Origin of the sequence: Staphylococcus caeli (assembly GCF_900097965.1) — a bacterium.
GTDB classification, from domain to species: Bacteria; Bacillota; Bacilli; order Staphylococcales; family Staphylococcaceae; genus Staphylococcus; species Staphylococcus caeli.
This window is the reverse complement of the sequence record NZ_FMPG01000011.1, coordinates 70331-85064: the sequence shown is the minus strand read 5'-3', so window position 1 is coordinate 85064 and position 14734 is coordinate 70331. Positions and strand designations below refer to the sequence as shown.

Genomic DNA, 14734 nt, shown 5'->3' with positions numbered 1-14734 from the left:
CTCATAAAATACTAATTTGTGTTATCTCTAACACTTGTTTTGAACCAACAATTTAATGTTGCGTTCGGAATTAACGTTGACATATTGCAATTCAGTTTTCAATGTTCATTAATCTGTTACAAGAATTTATTCTAACATTAAGTTTTTGTTAAGTCAATAATAAATTTTCTTGCTTTTTATTAAGATTGTTTTGTTTTTCAACTCAACGTTTAACATTTTATAATCTTTAAATAACTTTAACAAGTGTCAAATTTACACTTTTGTTTTTTCATATTATACGTTGCTCTTTTTTGCATGTCGTGTTTTGACGACTTTTATATAATATCAAGATTATTCAAGCGCGTCAATAATAATCAACAATCTTTTAAGTTAAATTTTACTTCCCATATTACTAATTATTATTTATATGTAGTAAACGTATATTTTGTGTAAACACGCGTGCATTACTTACATTGTTCTATAACTTAATTTAATCCATAGAACATGCTTTAATCGCCCATACTTTATAAATATCATTTACTCCGAAACTTTCAATATATGAATTAGTCTAAATAATAAAAAAGACTTGCCTACAGACAAGTCTTTTTTATTATACTGTGAATTCACATCGATTATTACTTTTTATCTTGGCAATCTTTGCATAAACCATAAATTTCCATACGGTGATGCGTTACATTAAAATTTGTTACGTGTTGAGCTAATTGTTCAACCTCGTCAAGTTGTGGGTAATGGAAATCAACTATCTTACCGCAATCTTCACAAATAACATGGTAATGATTCTGCGTATTAAAGTCGAAACGACTTGAAGCATCTCCATATGGTAATTCTTTAACTATCCCAACATCTTTAAATACACGTAAATTATTATATATGGTTGCAACACTTATATTTGGAAAGTCAGGTGAAAGTGCTTGATAAATTTCATCAGCTGTAGGATGTGTGTGCGAAGCAATCATAAATTTTAAAATTGCTTGTCTTTGTGGTGTAATTCGTATGCCATTGTTTCTTAATGAAGCTATCGAATCTTCTAATTGATGTTCTACGCTTTCCATCTCTGCACTCATTTTCCTCACCATCTTTCTATTTAATAATTATTATTACTTAATATTAATATAACTGTTTCCGTGAGAAAATGTCAATGTTAATCACACAATACTCATTAATAGCCGCTATCAGGATTAACTTCATTCTCAATTAGATCACCTTTATTGAGAATACTATCCAAATTCTTTTTGAAAATTTCAGTTACTTCCATTTTATTTTCACTTCCATTACCAGTGATGTGAGCAGTTATCGTAACGTTATCTAAGTGATATAGTTCATTTTCTGGCGCAAGTGGTTCATTTTCAAAAACATCTAAACAGGCATGTCTGATTTGATTTTGTTTTAACGCATCTATCAATATACTTTCCTTTACAATAGTTCCTCTTCCAACATTGATGAATAATGCACTTTCTTTCATCACTTCAAATTCACGACTCTTAAGTAAATGTATCGTTTCTTTTGTTTCAGGTAGTGTATTGACAACTATATCTGCTATAGGTAATACATCATCCAACTCTTTCGTTGCATATGTAGTAGTAAAATCTGGCGCGACATGACCGGTAGTGTTTATACCAATTACTTCCATGCCCATAACACTTGCAATTTTTGCAGTATAACTAGCAATTTTACCAGTACCTAAAAACAATATTGTTTTTCCGCTTACTCGTGTACCAGTCAATGTTGAATCATAAAACTTATTTTTTTGATTTATATAAGAAGTCTTCATATTTTTATAGTCATTCAAAATGTATGCAAATATAAATTCTGACATTTGTTTCGCGTGAACACCTTTGCCGTTAGTAAGTTTAATATTGTTATTTTTGATATATTGTAATGGTAAATTATTAACACCAGTTGCATACCATGCAATCCATTTGAGATGTGGACAATTCCTTAAAAACCTTTCATTCACTTCTCCATCATATCCAAAGAGTATATTCATAGATTTTTTATCCTCATCCGTTATATCTGATACACCATTTGTAAAAATGAATTCAATATTTGGAAAAGTTTCAATCAAATCTTTTTCTAATTCTCCCAATCTAACCAAACTAACTGCTTTCATAATCGGTCACCCCAAAATTTCCTTAAGTTGTTCTATCTGTGTTTTCACTTTAACTTTTTCAATTACATCTATAACTTTACCGGTTTCATCTAGCACAAAAGTTGTTCTCACTATCCCCATTGATTCTTTACCAAATGATTTTTTTAATTCATAAACTCCGACACTCTCAGAAAGTTTATAATCTTGATCCACTAGTAAATCAAAATTCAAATCTAATTTCTTACTAAAGTTTTGATGTTTCTTTTTACTATCGCCGCTAATTCCGTACACATTTACATTTAATGAATTAAACAGATCTAAATTATCTCTAAAATCACAAGCTTCTGTAGTACATGTAGGCGTGTTATCTCTCGGATAAAAATAGAGAATTGCTTTTTCACCTTTTATTGATTCATTAGTTATTACTTCTCCATTTTGGTTTTCTAATTCAAAAGTTGGAAATTGATCTCCTTTTTTCAACATTTTACCCACCCTATTTCTTTTTATTATTAATTTTATGATACGATAATAGACGAAAATATTAAATAAAAAGAGGTTGATAACGATGAAATTTACTGAAAGTGAAAAACTTCAGAAATTATCTGATGAATATATTCTAGGCGGTGTCAATTCGCCTTCTCGTTCTTACAAGGCAGTCGGCGGTGGTGCACCAGTAATGATGCGTTCTGGTCAAGGTGCATATTTATTTGATGTAGATGGTAATAAATATATCGACTATTTACAAGCATACGGCCCTATTATCACTGGTCATGCGCACCCTCACATTACAAAAGCCATTCAAGAGCAAGCCGCACAAGGTATACTGTATGGAACACCTACTGAACTAGAGATTGAATTTGCTAAAAAATTGCGTGATGCTATTCCTTCTTTAGAAAAAATAAGATTTGTAAACTCCGGTACAGAAGCTGTAATGACAACAATACGTGTCGCACGTGCTTATACAAAGCGTAATAAAATCATTAAATTTGCTGGTCAATATCATGGTCATTCTGATTTGGTGTTAGTTGCAGCTGGTAGCGGCCCATCACAACTTGGATCTCCTGATTCTGCAGGCGTCCCGCTTAGCGTTGCTCAAGAAGTGATCACTGTACCCTATAATGATATAGATGCTTATAAAGAAGCTATAAGTTATTGGGGAGACGAAATTGCAGCTGTGCTCGTAGAACCAATCGTTGGGAATTTCGGTATGGTTAAACCCCAGCCTGGATTCTTAGAGCAAGTCAATGAATTAACACATAGTAATGGAAGTTTAGTTATTTATGATGAAGTTATCACAGCATTCCGTTTCCATTACGGTGGCGCTCAAGATTTATATCAAGTATATCCAGACTTAACTGCCTTCGGAAAAATTATTGGCGGTGGCTTACCTATTGGAGGATACGGTGGCAAACAAGAAATCATGGAACAAGTTGCACCACTAGGCCCTGCATATCAAGCTGGTACTATGGCTGGTAACCCTCTTTCTATGAAGGGTGGTATTGCATTGTTAGAAGTATTAGAACAAGAAGGTGTCTATGAACAATTAGATGCATTGGGCCAACGTTTAGAAGAAGGTTTATTATCATTAATTAAAAAACATGATATTACTGCTACTGTTAATAGAGTATACGGTGCTTTAACCCTATACTTTACAGATGAAACAGTTGTGCACTATGACCAAGCTGAAAATTCAGATGGTGAAGCATTTGCTAAATTCTTTAAACTAATGTTGAATCAAGGCATTAACTTAGCACCTTCTAAATTTGAAGCATGGTTCCTAACTACAGAACATACTGAAAATGATATCGATACTACACTTAAAGCAGTAGATTATGCCTTTAGTCAAATGAAATAAACTTGAATTTTACTGATATTAATTGTATAACAAATATAAATACAATTATTAAATATTAAGGAGCGGTACATTTGAAATTAGGAGCCCGTATTCTCAAAACAGGTATCGCCATAATACTTGCTTTGTTTATCGCTTCTCTCTTACCGAACGAAGCTGGATTGAAAGCAATCGCTGGTGTCAGTGCTGTAGTCGCGATGCAACCTAGCGTTTTCCGATCAATCAAAACCGTTTCTGACCAAGCTATAGGTAATGTTTTTGGTGCCTTGCTTGCTGTTGGAATGGTTACGGTATTTGGAGATAACGTTGTTATTATGGGTGTGACTGTAGTACTATTAATCGCTATACTTTTCAAATTCAAATTAGCACATGTTGCTACATTGGCAAGTGTAACGGCATTAATTATTATGGGTCAGCACACAGGAGACTTTTATGTTTCTGCATTTTATAGATTTGTTTTAGTAATGATTGGTGTAATTAGTTCATCAGTTGTAAATTTATTATTCTTACCACCGAAATTCGAATCAAAAATATATTATAACTCTCTAAATATATGCTCTGATATCTTTGTATGGTTTAAATTAGTGCTTAACGATACTTCTGAATATCATCACATTAAAGAAGATAGAGGTGTAATTGGTGGACGTATTAAAAAGCTCGAGCAAACTTTTGTTTACTATGAGGAAGAACGTCCCTTTACTAAAAAACAAATTTACGCACAAAACCGTAAAAAAATTCTTTTCAAAGAAGTTGTTAGAAGTACGAGACATGCATATGAAGTTTTAAAAAAAATGAATAGATATCAAAATGATTTGCATAGTTTAAATCATGAATTACTATTACAAATAAAACTAGAAATCGACACATTAATTGCTTATCACGAACAAATATTTATAAGTCTATCCAAAAAAGCAAAATATGATGTTGGGCAATTTGATAGTCAAATCGAAAATCCACAAAAGAAAAATTTGATGGATGCATTCCAAAAAGAAATTATAAAAAACCCATATCAAACCGTTTATTCCTACGCTAATATGATGCAAATTATTGCTGCTATAGAAGAATACCGTTACACGCTTGAACACTTAGATAGATTACGCATCAGTTTCTTCTCGTATCATAATAACGATAATGAAATAGACATTTTGAATGAAGATTTCGACCTATAATTCAAAAACCACCACCCTGTGTTACAACAACACGAGGTGGTGGTTTCATTTTTAATGACTGCATTAAATTTTATTGAAAAAATATCTATGTTTCGTAGCACAACGTATTATAAGTTCTGAATACTATATAGATGTTCATAAGCACCTTTTTTGGCTAACAATGCTTTGTGTGAACCAACTTCTACGATTTCTCCGTTTTCTACAACAACAATCTTGTCAGCATGAGTAATCGTTGATAATCTATGTGCGACTATGAGTGTTGTACGATTTTCACTTAATACATTAAGTGCTTCTTGGATAATTGATTCACTTTCCAAGTCTAATGCACTTGTTGCTTCATCTAAAATAATAATTGGTGGATTATTTAAGAAAATACGTGCAATTGAGACACGTTGTTTTTGACCACCTGAAAGTTTAACACCTCTTTCGCCTACTTCAGTGTCATAACCATCCGTCAATTCCATGATAAAGTCGTGTGCATTTGCCATTTTTGCAGCATTAATCACTTCTTCATCTGTTGCATCAGGACGTCCAAGTAAAATATTCTCTTTAATTGTATCTGAGAATAAAATATTATCTTGTTGCACGAGACCAATTTGATTGCGTAAACTTCCGGTTAAATAAGATTTGATGTTTGTACCATCAATTCTAATTTCACCATCTGTCACATCATAAAATCTCGGAATTAAGTTGATAAGTGTTGATTTACCTCCGCCACTCATACCGACAAATGCAACTGTTTCACCTTGCTTGATTTCTAAATTAATATTTTTCAAAATTGTAGCTTCATCGGAGTTATACTTAAAACTCACATCATTTAATTCAATGTGACCTTCTTTAATTTCAAGTGGTAAGGCACCTTTTTTATTTTTAATATCATAACCTTCATCCATCAATTGGAATACACGATCCATGGAAGCAAAACTTTGCGTTAATGTCGTAAATGACGATACAAGTCTGCGTAATGGACCAAATAATTGTTCAAGATATCCAACGAATGCCGCAAGTGTTCCTACAGTGATCGAGCCATTGATTGCTAGAAATGCACCTGAACCGATGACAATAAGTGGGCCGATATCAGTTACAGTATTAATAGCTGAAAATGAATAGGCATTCCATCTTGTGTGATTAAACGCTCGTTGTAAGAAGTTCTGATTATGTCTATCGAAATTCTTCGCTTCATTATCTTCTATTGCAAAACTTTTAATCACTGACATCCCTTGGACTCGTTCGTGTAAAAACCCTTGTACTTCTGCTAGTGCTTGTGATCTTTTTCGTGTTAAGTTTCTCAAGCGGCCAAAGAAGAAATACACAGTTAATATATAAACTGGGAAAATAATTAGAGCTGCTAATGTTAATTTCACATTTAGATAAAACATAATAGAAAGTGCAATAATAATAGTGATACAGTCGAGCCATATATTCATTAACCCAGTTAAAATGAAATCTTTTGTTTGTTCAACATCATTAATCACTCTTGAAATGACTTGCCCCGCTTGATTATTTGCATAGAATCGCGCACTGAGCGCTTGTAAATGATCATAAAGTCTTTTACGTATGTCATATAAAATTTTATTACTTGTCCATTGTGCTAAATACTGTCTTAAAAATTCGATTGGCGGTCTTACGATGACGAAAATAAAGATTGCTATGCCTAATGCAATCGCTAATCTCGTGAATTTTTCTTCAATTGAAATTGCACTATTATTTATAATGTCATCAATGACATATTTAATTAATAATGGAATGAGCATTGGAATACCAAATTTCAGTATCCCCACTAAAATAGTTGCAATGATTCGCCATTTATAGGGTTTTACAAAATGTAAATATCTCCGAATCATAAAAATTATCCTCCCCACACACTTATTAGCAAATGAAACAGCCTACGTTGACGTATCAACGAGGCTGTTATTCGTACATACTTTGCTTATTTATCCTACATCTGTCTATACGATTGATTTGTTTCGATCATTCTTTATTTTTCACACGCATAACACTATAAACGAATTCATAGATAAAAACATTAAATGTGCTTAGTAATTTCTGATCTTTTTATATCGCTCACGCCAGACCTTTATAAAATCTGGTGCAAATGGCCCTTTTTTCTGCTCAATCCATTGTTGTAAGATATCTACATTTCTTCTTAAAATCACATCGATATCAGAAGAATAATTCATTTGACGCATATGCTGTTCATATTCATCTTCATCTAATAAGTGATACTTACCATTAGGATATACTTTGATATCTAAATCATAATCAATATATTTCAATGCTTCTTCATCACATACAAATGGAGATGATAAGTTACAATAATAGTATACTCCATCTTCTCTAAACATACATATCACATTAAACCAGTATTCAGAGTGAAAATAGACAATTGCTGGTTCTCTAGTTATCCACGTGCGACTGTCACTCTCTGTTACTAGTGTATGATCATTTCCTCCAATAACAACATCTTCCGTACCTTTTAATATAGTAGTTTCAGACCACACACGGTGAATATTACCATCATGTTTATAACTTTGAATCTTAATGGTCTGACCTTCTTTAGGTATGGATTCTTTGACCATGCTCCACACCACCTTTTATTAATTTCACAATTAGAATTATAACATAATACGCACTGATACAACGAGCCTAAGTGTGCTGAGCTAAAAATTTATAAATTTTAGTCATACTTACGGGAAAATTATAAGCTTCTTTATCATCTAAATGCATCCAAGTCATTTGTTCAGGTAGTCTAATATTGGATCCATCAATAATTTCAGTAGCTAAAAAAACTTCCATATCCCAAGTTATATGTGTAAATTGATGCTTTAAAGTGTAAACTGGTGAACTTGTAAATTCAATATTTGTTGTTAATGTTGAATTAATATCTTGCGTTGATTGCGCTTCATACATTGGAAATTCCCACATATTATTCAAAAGTTTCTGCTTACGTTTTTCTATTAAAAATTCACCTTTTGTATTTTTAATAATAAAGACATGTTGTTTGATATGTTTCTTTTTAATTTTAGTTGATTTTACAGGTAATTCTTCTACCGTACCATTATAAAATGCTTCGCAATGCGCTTGTACTGGACAAAACATGCACAATGAATTTTTCGGTGTACATATCAATGCACCTAATTCCATCATCGCCTGATTAAACGTACCAGCATCACTTTGTACATATGGTTGTAATTCACTTTCATATGCTTTTCTAGTCGTTTGCAATTTTGTATCACGTGTATCGTTATTTAATCTTGACCAAACTCTGAATACATTACCATCTACAGTAGCAAGTGGTAAATCATAAGCAATACTCATCACTGCTGCTTGAGTATAAGGCCCTACACCTTTGAGTGCTCCAAATATTTCTGGTACATCTGGCACTCGATCATTATAATTTTCATGTATATCTTTAATCGCTGTATGAAAATTTCTTGCTCTACTATAATAACCAAGTCCTTCCCAATATTTTAAAACTTCATCTTCATGTGCTTCACTTAAATCAGAAACAGTAGGAAACCTATGTATAAACCTGTGATAATAATCTATTACTGTTTTAACTTGAGTTTGTTGCAACATAACCTCACTTAGCCAAATATAATATGGATTAGTCGTTTCTCTCCAAGGCATTTCTCGTTGATTTTTATCGAACCATGATACTAAATCTTCTTTGAATGTTGATTGATTATACATTTGGTGCATCACTTTCCTTTATGGTTTAAAATTTTTATATGAAAAGACAGTATGTTATTTTTAATATTCCGCAGATTAGCTTATAATAAATATATTATTGATTAGAAATGAGTGAATACTTATGGATACAGGAACACATATAGTCATGGGTATCGGACTCACCGCCTTAGCTACCCAAGACCCAGCTATGGCAGGTTCATTCGCTGCCACTGCAACAACGTTAGTAGTCGGTTCATTAATCCCTGATAGTGACACTGTTCTTAAATTGAAAGATAACGCTACTTATATATCAAATCATAGGGGAATAACACATTCAATCCCTTTCACGATTTTATGGCCGTTGTTGATTACATTATTAATATTCACTTTTTTTAAGAATGTAGATCCAACACATGTTTGGTTATGGGCTCAACTAGCCGTCTTCTTACATGTATTTGTGGATATTTTTAATTCTTATGGAACTCAAGCGTTAAGACCAATAACCAATAAATGGATTCAATTAAGTGTCATTAATACATTTGATCCAATCATTTTTACAATTTGGTGCATTGGTATACTTTTATGGATGGTAGGAATACATCCATACCTTGTATTCTTCCCTATCGCAGGTATCCTTGTAGTATACTATATGATTCGCTTTAGAATGCAAGCGATTATTAAACAACAAGCATTGAAACAAATTAAACAAGAACATAATCCGGTAAAAGTATTTGTGGCACCAACAATGCGCTTTATGCAATGGCGTGTTGCCGTACAAACTGAAGAACACGATTATGTTGGTCGAAGTTATGGTAGAAACGTCGTTTTTAGTGATAAATCTAAGCGTCACCCATTTCCAAGCAACGACTTAATGCACTATGTAAAGTATGATAAAAACATTAAAACATTTCTTAATTTTTCGTCTATCTATCGTTGGCAATCGCGAAAATTAGATGATGATACCACTGAAATTAGACTGATTGATTTACGTTATTTAAAAAATGGACATTATTCATTTGTAGCAATAGCACATTTAGACGAAAATATGATTATTGACCATTCATACATTGGTTGGGTATTTAGTGAAGAGAAATTGCAACATAAATTATTTGCGAAATAACATAACTAAAAATGGAGGAAAACCATGTAGCGTTTTCCTCCATTTTTATATTCTCTTTTTATTTTACTTAGGTATGTTGTCCTGAATCGTCTTTAGGTGTATCTTCGTTTTTTTGAGTATTTACTAATACATATTTTTTATGCGCAACAACTCTATATAATGCATATATAAATACACAAAGTAGTGCTAAAAATAGTAAATAGTATAAGTGGTAAGGAATATTATTTAAACTTAAAACACCTAAAACCACCGATTGCGCAAAACCTTCAATTAAGTAATACATAGGATTTAACATCAGAATATGCGTCAATAGTGTTGTGTTACTATTCGGTATAAACAAGATTGGAACAATAAAAAACATAACACATGAAACCACATAGTAAACCATATCCACTTTTCTGTTTAAAATTGAACATAGGCCCAATAATGTAGATACGATTACCACAAAAAAGACCGACATAATAGCAAAAAATAACGTTGAATATATTGAGCTTTCTATATTTACTGGGGTAGCAATAATAATACATATTAATGAAATTAACATTGTTAGGCACAATACAAGTGCAATTACTATATTCTGGAAAATTGGATTTAAATTAAATAACTTACCCGTATAATACTCACTTTTAAATGTTTTATAACTACAAAATATTGCAATCCAAATATACAGAAAACTAGTAGCAGCAGTAAGTTTAAAATAACCTTGTGCTTGTTTTATTTCCTCGGTTCCATTCATTTTAAATATTACCATCGTTGTCAATAACGCTAATAAACTTACAATAAATGGTGTTACCAACCATATCCACTGAGACTTTAAGTGATGATACGCATGTCGCATAAGATATGGTGTTTTTGTGAAATAGTTAATCATACTATCTATCATTTTTTACACCTACAATTCAATATAAATCCATTTTTTATTTTTTAGATCTGCAATGAAGTAACCCTCACCTGATTTAGTAATCCAAAAATCACCATCAATATCATATTTATTTTTCAATGCTTTCTTATCTTTAATAGGGATTGTAAAACCAATGAGGTTATTTTGATCATTGAATAACATTGAAATCGGTTGTTGCACAATTGGAACTACGAAACGATCATCTTTACCCTCTTCAGGAACAAGTGAATCTGTCACTTTACTATGCTTTTTATGTAGGTGACTATTGAAAAATTCATTATAGTTACTATAATTTTTATGCATATATGGCGCCAATGCGCTTGCACTATGCTCCTCAAATAGACTCGCTGGATCAAAATAACGCAGTTTGTTTTTGGAAACTTTATAATTTTTATTATCTACAGTTACACGATAACTTTTGGTATTTTCGCCCGTGATTGTCATGAAAGCATAGCGTTCTGCATCGATATTTTTATTATTTGTCATACTCTCTAATTGAATAGATTTATCTAGAACGATACCATAAGCTAATTTTTCTTCGTATGGATCTTTGTGTTGATTTTGAATAGAAGCTTGATCTTCATTCTTACCGATCTCAATTTTCCCGATATTATTAAACATGAACAAAGCCATTAAAACAAGTCCGAGTACAAATGCAATACATAAAGTCCAAAATCGCACGAGTGCTACAGGTGGTTGTGCATGATTATACCGTTCTGTTCTTTTAAAATTGTAAGTTAGTTCTGGCATTCGGGTTCTACTTTTTTTCCAGTCAACATCAAAATTAGCTCTTTCTTCGTCACTTTTTAAGGATTGGCGATCTTTTTCGTGTTCATTATAAACTGGTAACACTTGCCTTAAAGACCCTTCCATCCTAAGTTGACCATGCGACACCCATGCAATATAATTACTTGCCTTTGAAATGCGTTCAACATAGTCATCAATCATGACAACAGTTAAATTATTTTCTATGTATTCATGGGTAAATGATATTAATTTATCAAAATATTCGTCATCTAAGTGAGTTAATATTTGATTCATAATAATGATACTAGCGCGTGAAGTCCTTGCAAGTGTAAACAGCAAGCGTGCATATGCTTCGTTTGAAAGATCCTTAATTCGCTTATCCATATCATCTTGAAGATGCGCAAATTTTATAATTTGATCAACTTTATGCGCTTCAATTTTATACGGAAATAAAGTGATTGCATGTTTGACATAGTCATTTACCGTACGTGATTGTAAATTTTTATCTTCGATATCCGCAAAAAAGATATCTTTTTTACTTACGACTTTACCTTTATCTGGCTTTATTTCGCCACTTAATAAACGGCCAATTAACGACTTAGAGGAATCGACTTCACCAATAATACCTAAGGCTTCACCTTGATAGATATGAAGGTTTATATTATTCAATTCTATATCTTCAGCATCATAACCAAACGGTTGATACCATTTTTTTGATTTTTTATTTCTATAATAATGCGTTACATTAAGTAACTTTAATATAATTGAACTACCCATCCTATCTTCATCCTTCTACAATTTTAATAATGCAACTGGCAAACCTTCTTCAGGTTCTGAACTTTTAATTCTAAAGCCCCACGCGAAAACACCTTTTAAACGTTCTACTTTAAAATAGTTATCGGTACCGTCATTCAATTTATATATTTTACCTATTTCAATTTTCGATCTATCTACAAGGTAACTTTCTGCAATAATGACTTTACTTTGATATACATCAAACTCATTATAAATGCCATTCATTTCAGCTTTTCTCATTTTTTCTTTATACACTTGTATCTCGTGACGTAATTCTACTTCACTCATTTCACTCAATTTCTTCTGTTCCATCGGCAATACCACTTTCTTCTAATTTATCTTTAATATTATCATATTTATAACCTTTTCTCATAAGACCTTCAATCGTTTTATTTATTAATTTTCTACCTGAATATTTCCTAGAATACTTATTATATATTTTTTCTAATTCTTGTTGTAATAAATTATCTAATTCTTCGGCTGGTTGTTCAAAATCCATTTCACTCATTGCTTCTTTTATAATTTCAAAAGAATAACCTTTTTGTAAGAGTGATTGTGTTAACTTTTCTTTTCTTTTAACAGTTGGACCTTTTTTTTGTTTTAATATTTTATTTGCAACTTTAACAATATCTTCTAACGGTTGTTCAGATTCATATTTGTCTGCATATTTATCAATGATGTGCTGTTCTACACCTGCATCTCGCATTTTCTGTCTAAAGATTCCAGGACCTTTATCTGTAGTTAATATCATTGTGTTTTTTAAACTATTTGCGTAATCTTCATGGTCAATTAAACGCTGTGCGTGACAATATTCAATTACTTTGGCGATAACAGTTTCAGATATTTCTTTTTTCTGGAGATGTTGTATGACTTCATGGTCTGTTCTTTTTCTATAAGATAAATATTGAATTGCAGCGTTTATTGCTTGTCTATATTGATCATAATTTTGAATTTTTTCCATTTCTTGCGCGTCTACAATTTGATCTTTTTTTAAATTAAAATGAACGTATGTATCAATATCGATGCCCATCTCAAATGCACCATCAAGATATAAATTAAAGCGTTCTTTGTTCTTTTTTTGAACTTCTATTTTAGTTATTTTAGGCATGTACTTCACTCCACTTCTTAGGATAACGCATATTGTTAATGAATGGAATTATAGTGACTAGTTTAATCAATTCTATCTCTATTTTCTAATAATTAAGAGTTCCATTCTAATAAATAAAGGCGCAATACCGAAACCATTATTTTGGTTTTAGCACTACGCCTGTTAAAAAACTATCTATTTTGTATTATACACCGAGTTCTTGTATAGCATTTTCATATTGATCATTTGAAATATAACCTTGTTGCTTCATTTTTTCCAAATCTGTTTTTACACGATTAATAAAATTATCAGACATGTCGTTAACATCATAGACACTTGGTGCATTGATTTTACTTGCAAGTATGGCACTTTGTAATACAGTTATTTGTGGTAGACTTGTGTTGTTTTTATTTGTAGTTGTTCCAAAATAATGATTCGCTGCAGCTTCCACTGTATATTGATTACTACCGAAATAGATATTGTTCATATAAAAACTCAATATTTCATTCTTATCATAATTCTTCTCAACTCTATGTGCGACAAACAATTCTTTTACTTTTCTTGTAAAGGACTGTTCGTTATCATAGAAATAATTTTTAACTACTTGCTGCGTTATTGTACTACCACCTTGTACAGATTTATCACTTAATGTCGAAAATAGTGCGCGTGATGTGCCTTTTACGTCGAAACCATGGTGCTTATAAAAACGCTCATCTTCCATGGCTATGAAAGCCCCTTTTGTATACTCAGGCATTGCTGAAGCTGAAACATAAGAATCTTTATTTTCTATGCTCTTTAAATCATCAACATCTGCTCTCAGAGATAATGTGTACATTACACCTATAAATATGGCCAGAATTATAATAATAGGAACAAGTAATTTAAGTATCAATCCACTACCTTTTTTCTTTTTTGGTGGCTTATTCACAGGTTTAAAATACGTGTTATGCTGAAATTTATTGTTATCTGTTTTATTGTTTTGTCTGGTACTTTGATTATAACGATCGCTTCTTTTCATGCGGTGGCTCCTTTATGTTGCTCTCATATCATTATAAGTGAGTGTATCAATACTTTAAACGTTTAGCTATAGCTTATTGCAAAAATCAGTCCAAGGGTGTATGTAATACTCAGTGTAAGGTATTACAATAATCAGTTATGCTAACCAAACGCCTCGCATTCTTTAATAATGCACATCCATCACAGCAATAAAAAACTGGAAAAACAATGTTTTCAATACACTGCCTAGTAATTTTCTTACTTACAGTATATAACCAATTGTTCTTCCAGTCATCACTCTATTTT

The 14734-nt window shown here is 31.8% G+C and carries 14 protein-coding genes; 3 read left to right on the top strand and 11 right to left on the bottom strand.

What is annotated here, in order from left to right:
- Positions 1 to 614: 614 nt before the first annotated feature.
- The 3 genes from perR to BJS11_RS10450 all read right to left on the bottom strand — a co-directional run bounded on the left by perR (position 615) and on the right by BJS11_RS10450 (position 2572).
- Entirely contained in the window at positions 615 to 1064 is a 450-nt protein-coding gene (gene perR, locus BJS11_RS10460) for a peroxide-responsive transcriptional repressor PerR (protein WP_069996137.1), read from the bottom strand.
- Positions 1065 to 1159: 95 nt separating this feature from the next.
- Positions 1160 to 2110, bottom strand: coding sequence for a phosphoglycerate dehydrogenase (locus BJS11_RS10455; protein WP_069996136.1), 951 nt, complete (start codon positions 2108 to 2110; stop codon positions 1160 to 1162).
- A gap of 6 nt (positions 2111 to 2116) precedes the next feature.
- Entirely contained in the window at positions 2117 to 2572 is a 456-nt protein-coding gene (locus tag BJS11_RS10450) for a peroxiredoxin (RefSeq protein WP_069996135.1), read from the bottom strand.
- An 82-nt stretch (positions 2573 to 2654) separates the two neighbouring features.
- On the opposite strand from BJS11_RS10450, the gene BJS11_RS10445 reads away from it, so the two are divergent.
- Together BJS11_RS10445 and BJS11_RS10440 are read left to right on the top strand one after the other, a co-directional pair.
- A complete protein-coding gene (locus BJS11_RS10445) occupies positions 2655 to 3944 on the top strand; it encodes a glutamate-1-semialdehyde 2,1-aminomutase (protein WP_069996134.1) in 1290 nt (429 codons plus the stop codon).
- Between the two features lie 71 nt (positions 3945 to 4015).
- On the top strand, positions 4016 to 5110 hold the full coding sequence (locus BJS11_RS10440; RefSeq protein ID WP_069996133.1) for an FUSC family protein: 1095 nt from the start codon (positions 4016 to 4018) through the stop codon (positions 5108 to 5110).
- A gap of 107 nt (positions 5111 to 5217) precedes the next feature.
- Here BJS11_RS10440 and BJS11_RS10435 read toward each other — a convergent pair whose 3' ends face one another.
- The 3 genes from BJS11_RS10435 to mutY form a co-directional block, all read right to left on the bottom strand.
- Positions 5218 to 6954 carry an ABC transporter ATP-binding protein gene (locus tag BJS11_RS10435; RefSeq protein WP_069996132.1) on the bottom strand — a complete coding sequence of 579 codons (1737 nt, stop codon included), beginning with the start codon at positions 6952 to 6954 and terminating at the stop codon, positions 5218 to 5220.
- Positions 6955 to 7146: 192 nt separating this feature from the next.
- Positions 7147 to 7689: a nucleoside tri-diphosphate phosphatase gene (gene ntdP, locus BJS11_RS10430; protein ID WP_047172149.1), complete on the bottom strand. Its 543-nt coding sequence runs from the start codon at positions 7687 to 7689 to the stop codon at positions 7147 to 7149.
- Between the two features lie 67 nt (positions 7690 to 7756).
- Positions 7757 to 8803 carry an A/G-specific adenine glycosylase gene (mutY, locus tag BJS11_RS10425; protein ID WP_069996131.1) on the bottom strand — a complete coding sequence of 349 codons (1047 nt, stop codon included), beginning with the start codon at positions 8801 to 8803 and terminating at the stop codon, positions 7757 to 7759.
- Positions 8804 to 8924: 121 nt separating this feature from the next.
- Here mutY and BJS11_RS10420 point away from each other — a divergent pair, with 121 nt between their 5' ends.
- Positions 8925 to 9902 carry a metal-dependent hydrolase gene (locus tag BJS11_RS10420; RefSeq protein ID WP_069996130.1) on the top strand — a complete coding sequence of 326 codons (978 nt, stop codon included), beginning with the start codon at positions 8925 to 8927 and terminating at the stop codon, positions 9900 to 9902.
- Between the two features lie 67 nt (positions 9903 to 9969).
- Here the strand turns inward: BJS11_RS10420 and BJS11_RS10415 are convergent, their stop codons facing one another.
- The 5 genes from BJS11_RS10415 to sgtB form a co-directional block, all read right to left on the bottom strand.
- Positions 9970 to 10785: a sugar ABC transporter permease gene (locus BJS11_RS10415; protein ID WP_069996129.1), complete on the bottom strand. Its 816-nt coding sequence runs from the start codon at positions 10783 to 10785 to the stop codon at positions 9970 to 9972.
- Between the two features lie 9 nt (positions 10786 to 10794).
- Complete coding sequence (locus BJS11_RS10410) at positions 10795 to 12327, bottom strand: ATP-binding cassette domain-containing protein (RefSeq protein WP_069996128.1); 1533 nt, start codon at positions 12325 to 12327, stop codon at positions 10795 to 10797.
- Positions 12328 to 12342: 15 nt separating this feature from the next.
- A complete protein-coding gene (locus tag BJS11_RS10405) occupies positions 12343 to 12657 on the bottom strand; it encodes a YfhH family protein (protein WP_069996127.1) in 315 nt (104 codons plus the stop codon).
- Positions 12635 to 13453, bottom strand: a complete 819-nt coding sequence (gene recX, locus BJS11_RS10400; RefSeq protein WP_069996126.1) for a recombination regulator RecX — start codon at positions 13451 to 13453, stop codon at positions 12635 to 12637. Before recX ends, BJS11_RS10405 begins: the two co-directional genes overlap by 23 nt.
- 184 nt (positions 13454 to 13637) lie before the next feature.
- Positions 13638 to 14450 carry a monofunctional peptidoglycan glycosyltransferase SgtB gene (gene sgtB / locus BJS11_RS10395; protein ID WP_069996125.1) on the bottom strand — a complete coding sequence of 271 codons (813 nt, stop codon included), beginning with the start codon at positions 14448 to 14450 and terminating at the stop codon, positions 13638 to 13640.
- Between the last annotated feature and the right edge of the window lie 284 nt (positions 14451 to 14734).

Bases quoted from the DNA above. Each gene is read 5' to 3' on its own strand.
- perR (WP_069996137.1), bottom strand. From the start codon at position 1,064: ATGAGTGCAGAGATGGAAAGCGTAGAACATCAATTAGAAGATTCGATA.
- BJS11_RS10455 (WP_069996136.1), bottom strand. From the start codon at position 2,110: ATGAAAGCAGTTAGTTTGGTTAGATTGGGAGAATTAGAAAAAGATTTG.
- BJS11_RS10450 (WP_069996135.1), bottom strand. From the start codon at position 2,572: ATGTTGAAAAAAGGAGATCAATTTCCAACTTTTGAATTAGAAAACCAA.
- BJS11_RS10445 (WP_069996134.1), top strand. From the start codon at position 2,655: ATGAAATTTACTGAAAGTGAAAAACTTCAGAAATTATCTGATGAATAT.
- BJS11_RS10435 (WP_069996132.1), bottom strand. From the start codon at position 6,954: ATGATTCGGAGATATTTACATTTTGTAAAACCCTATAAATGGCGAATC.
- ntdP (WP_047172149.1), bottom strand. From the start codon at position 7,689: ATGGTCAAAGAATCCATACCTAAAGAAGGTCAGACCATTAAGATTCAA.
- mutY (WP_069996131.1), bottom strand. From the start codon at position 8,803: ATGTATAATCAATCAACATTCAAAGAAGATTTAGTATCATGGTTCGAT.
- BJS11_RS10420 (WP_069996130.1), top strand. From the start codon at position 8,925: ATGGATACAGGAACACATATAGTCATGGGTATCGGACTCACCGCCTTA.
- BJS11_RS10415 (WP_069996129.1), bottom strand. From the start codon at position 10,785: ATGATAGATAGTATGATTAACTATTTCACAAAAACACCATATCTTATG.
- BJS11_RS10410 (WP_069996128.1), bottom strand. From the start codon at position 12,327: ATGGGTAGTTCAATTATATTAAAGTTACTTAATGTAACGCATTATTAT.
- BJS11_RS10405 (WP_069996127.1), bottom strand. From the start codon at position 12,657: ATGGAACAGAAGAAATTGAGTGAAATGAGTGAAGTAGAATTACGTCAC.
- recX (WP_069996126.1), bottom strand. From the start codon at position 13,453: ATGCCTAAAATAACTAAAATAGAAGTTCAAAAAAAGAACAAAGAACGC.
- sgtB (WP_069996125.1), bottom strand. From the start codon at position 14,450: ATGAAAAGAAGCGATCGTTATAATCAAAGTACCAGACAAAACAATAAA.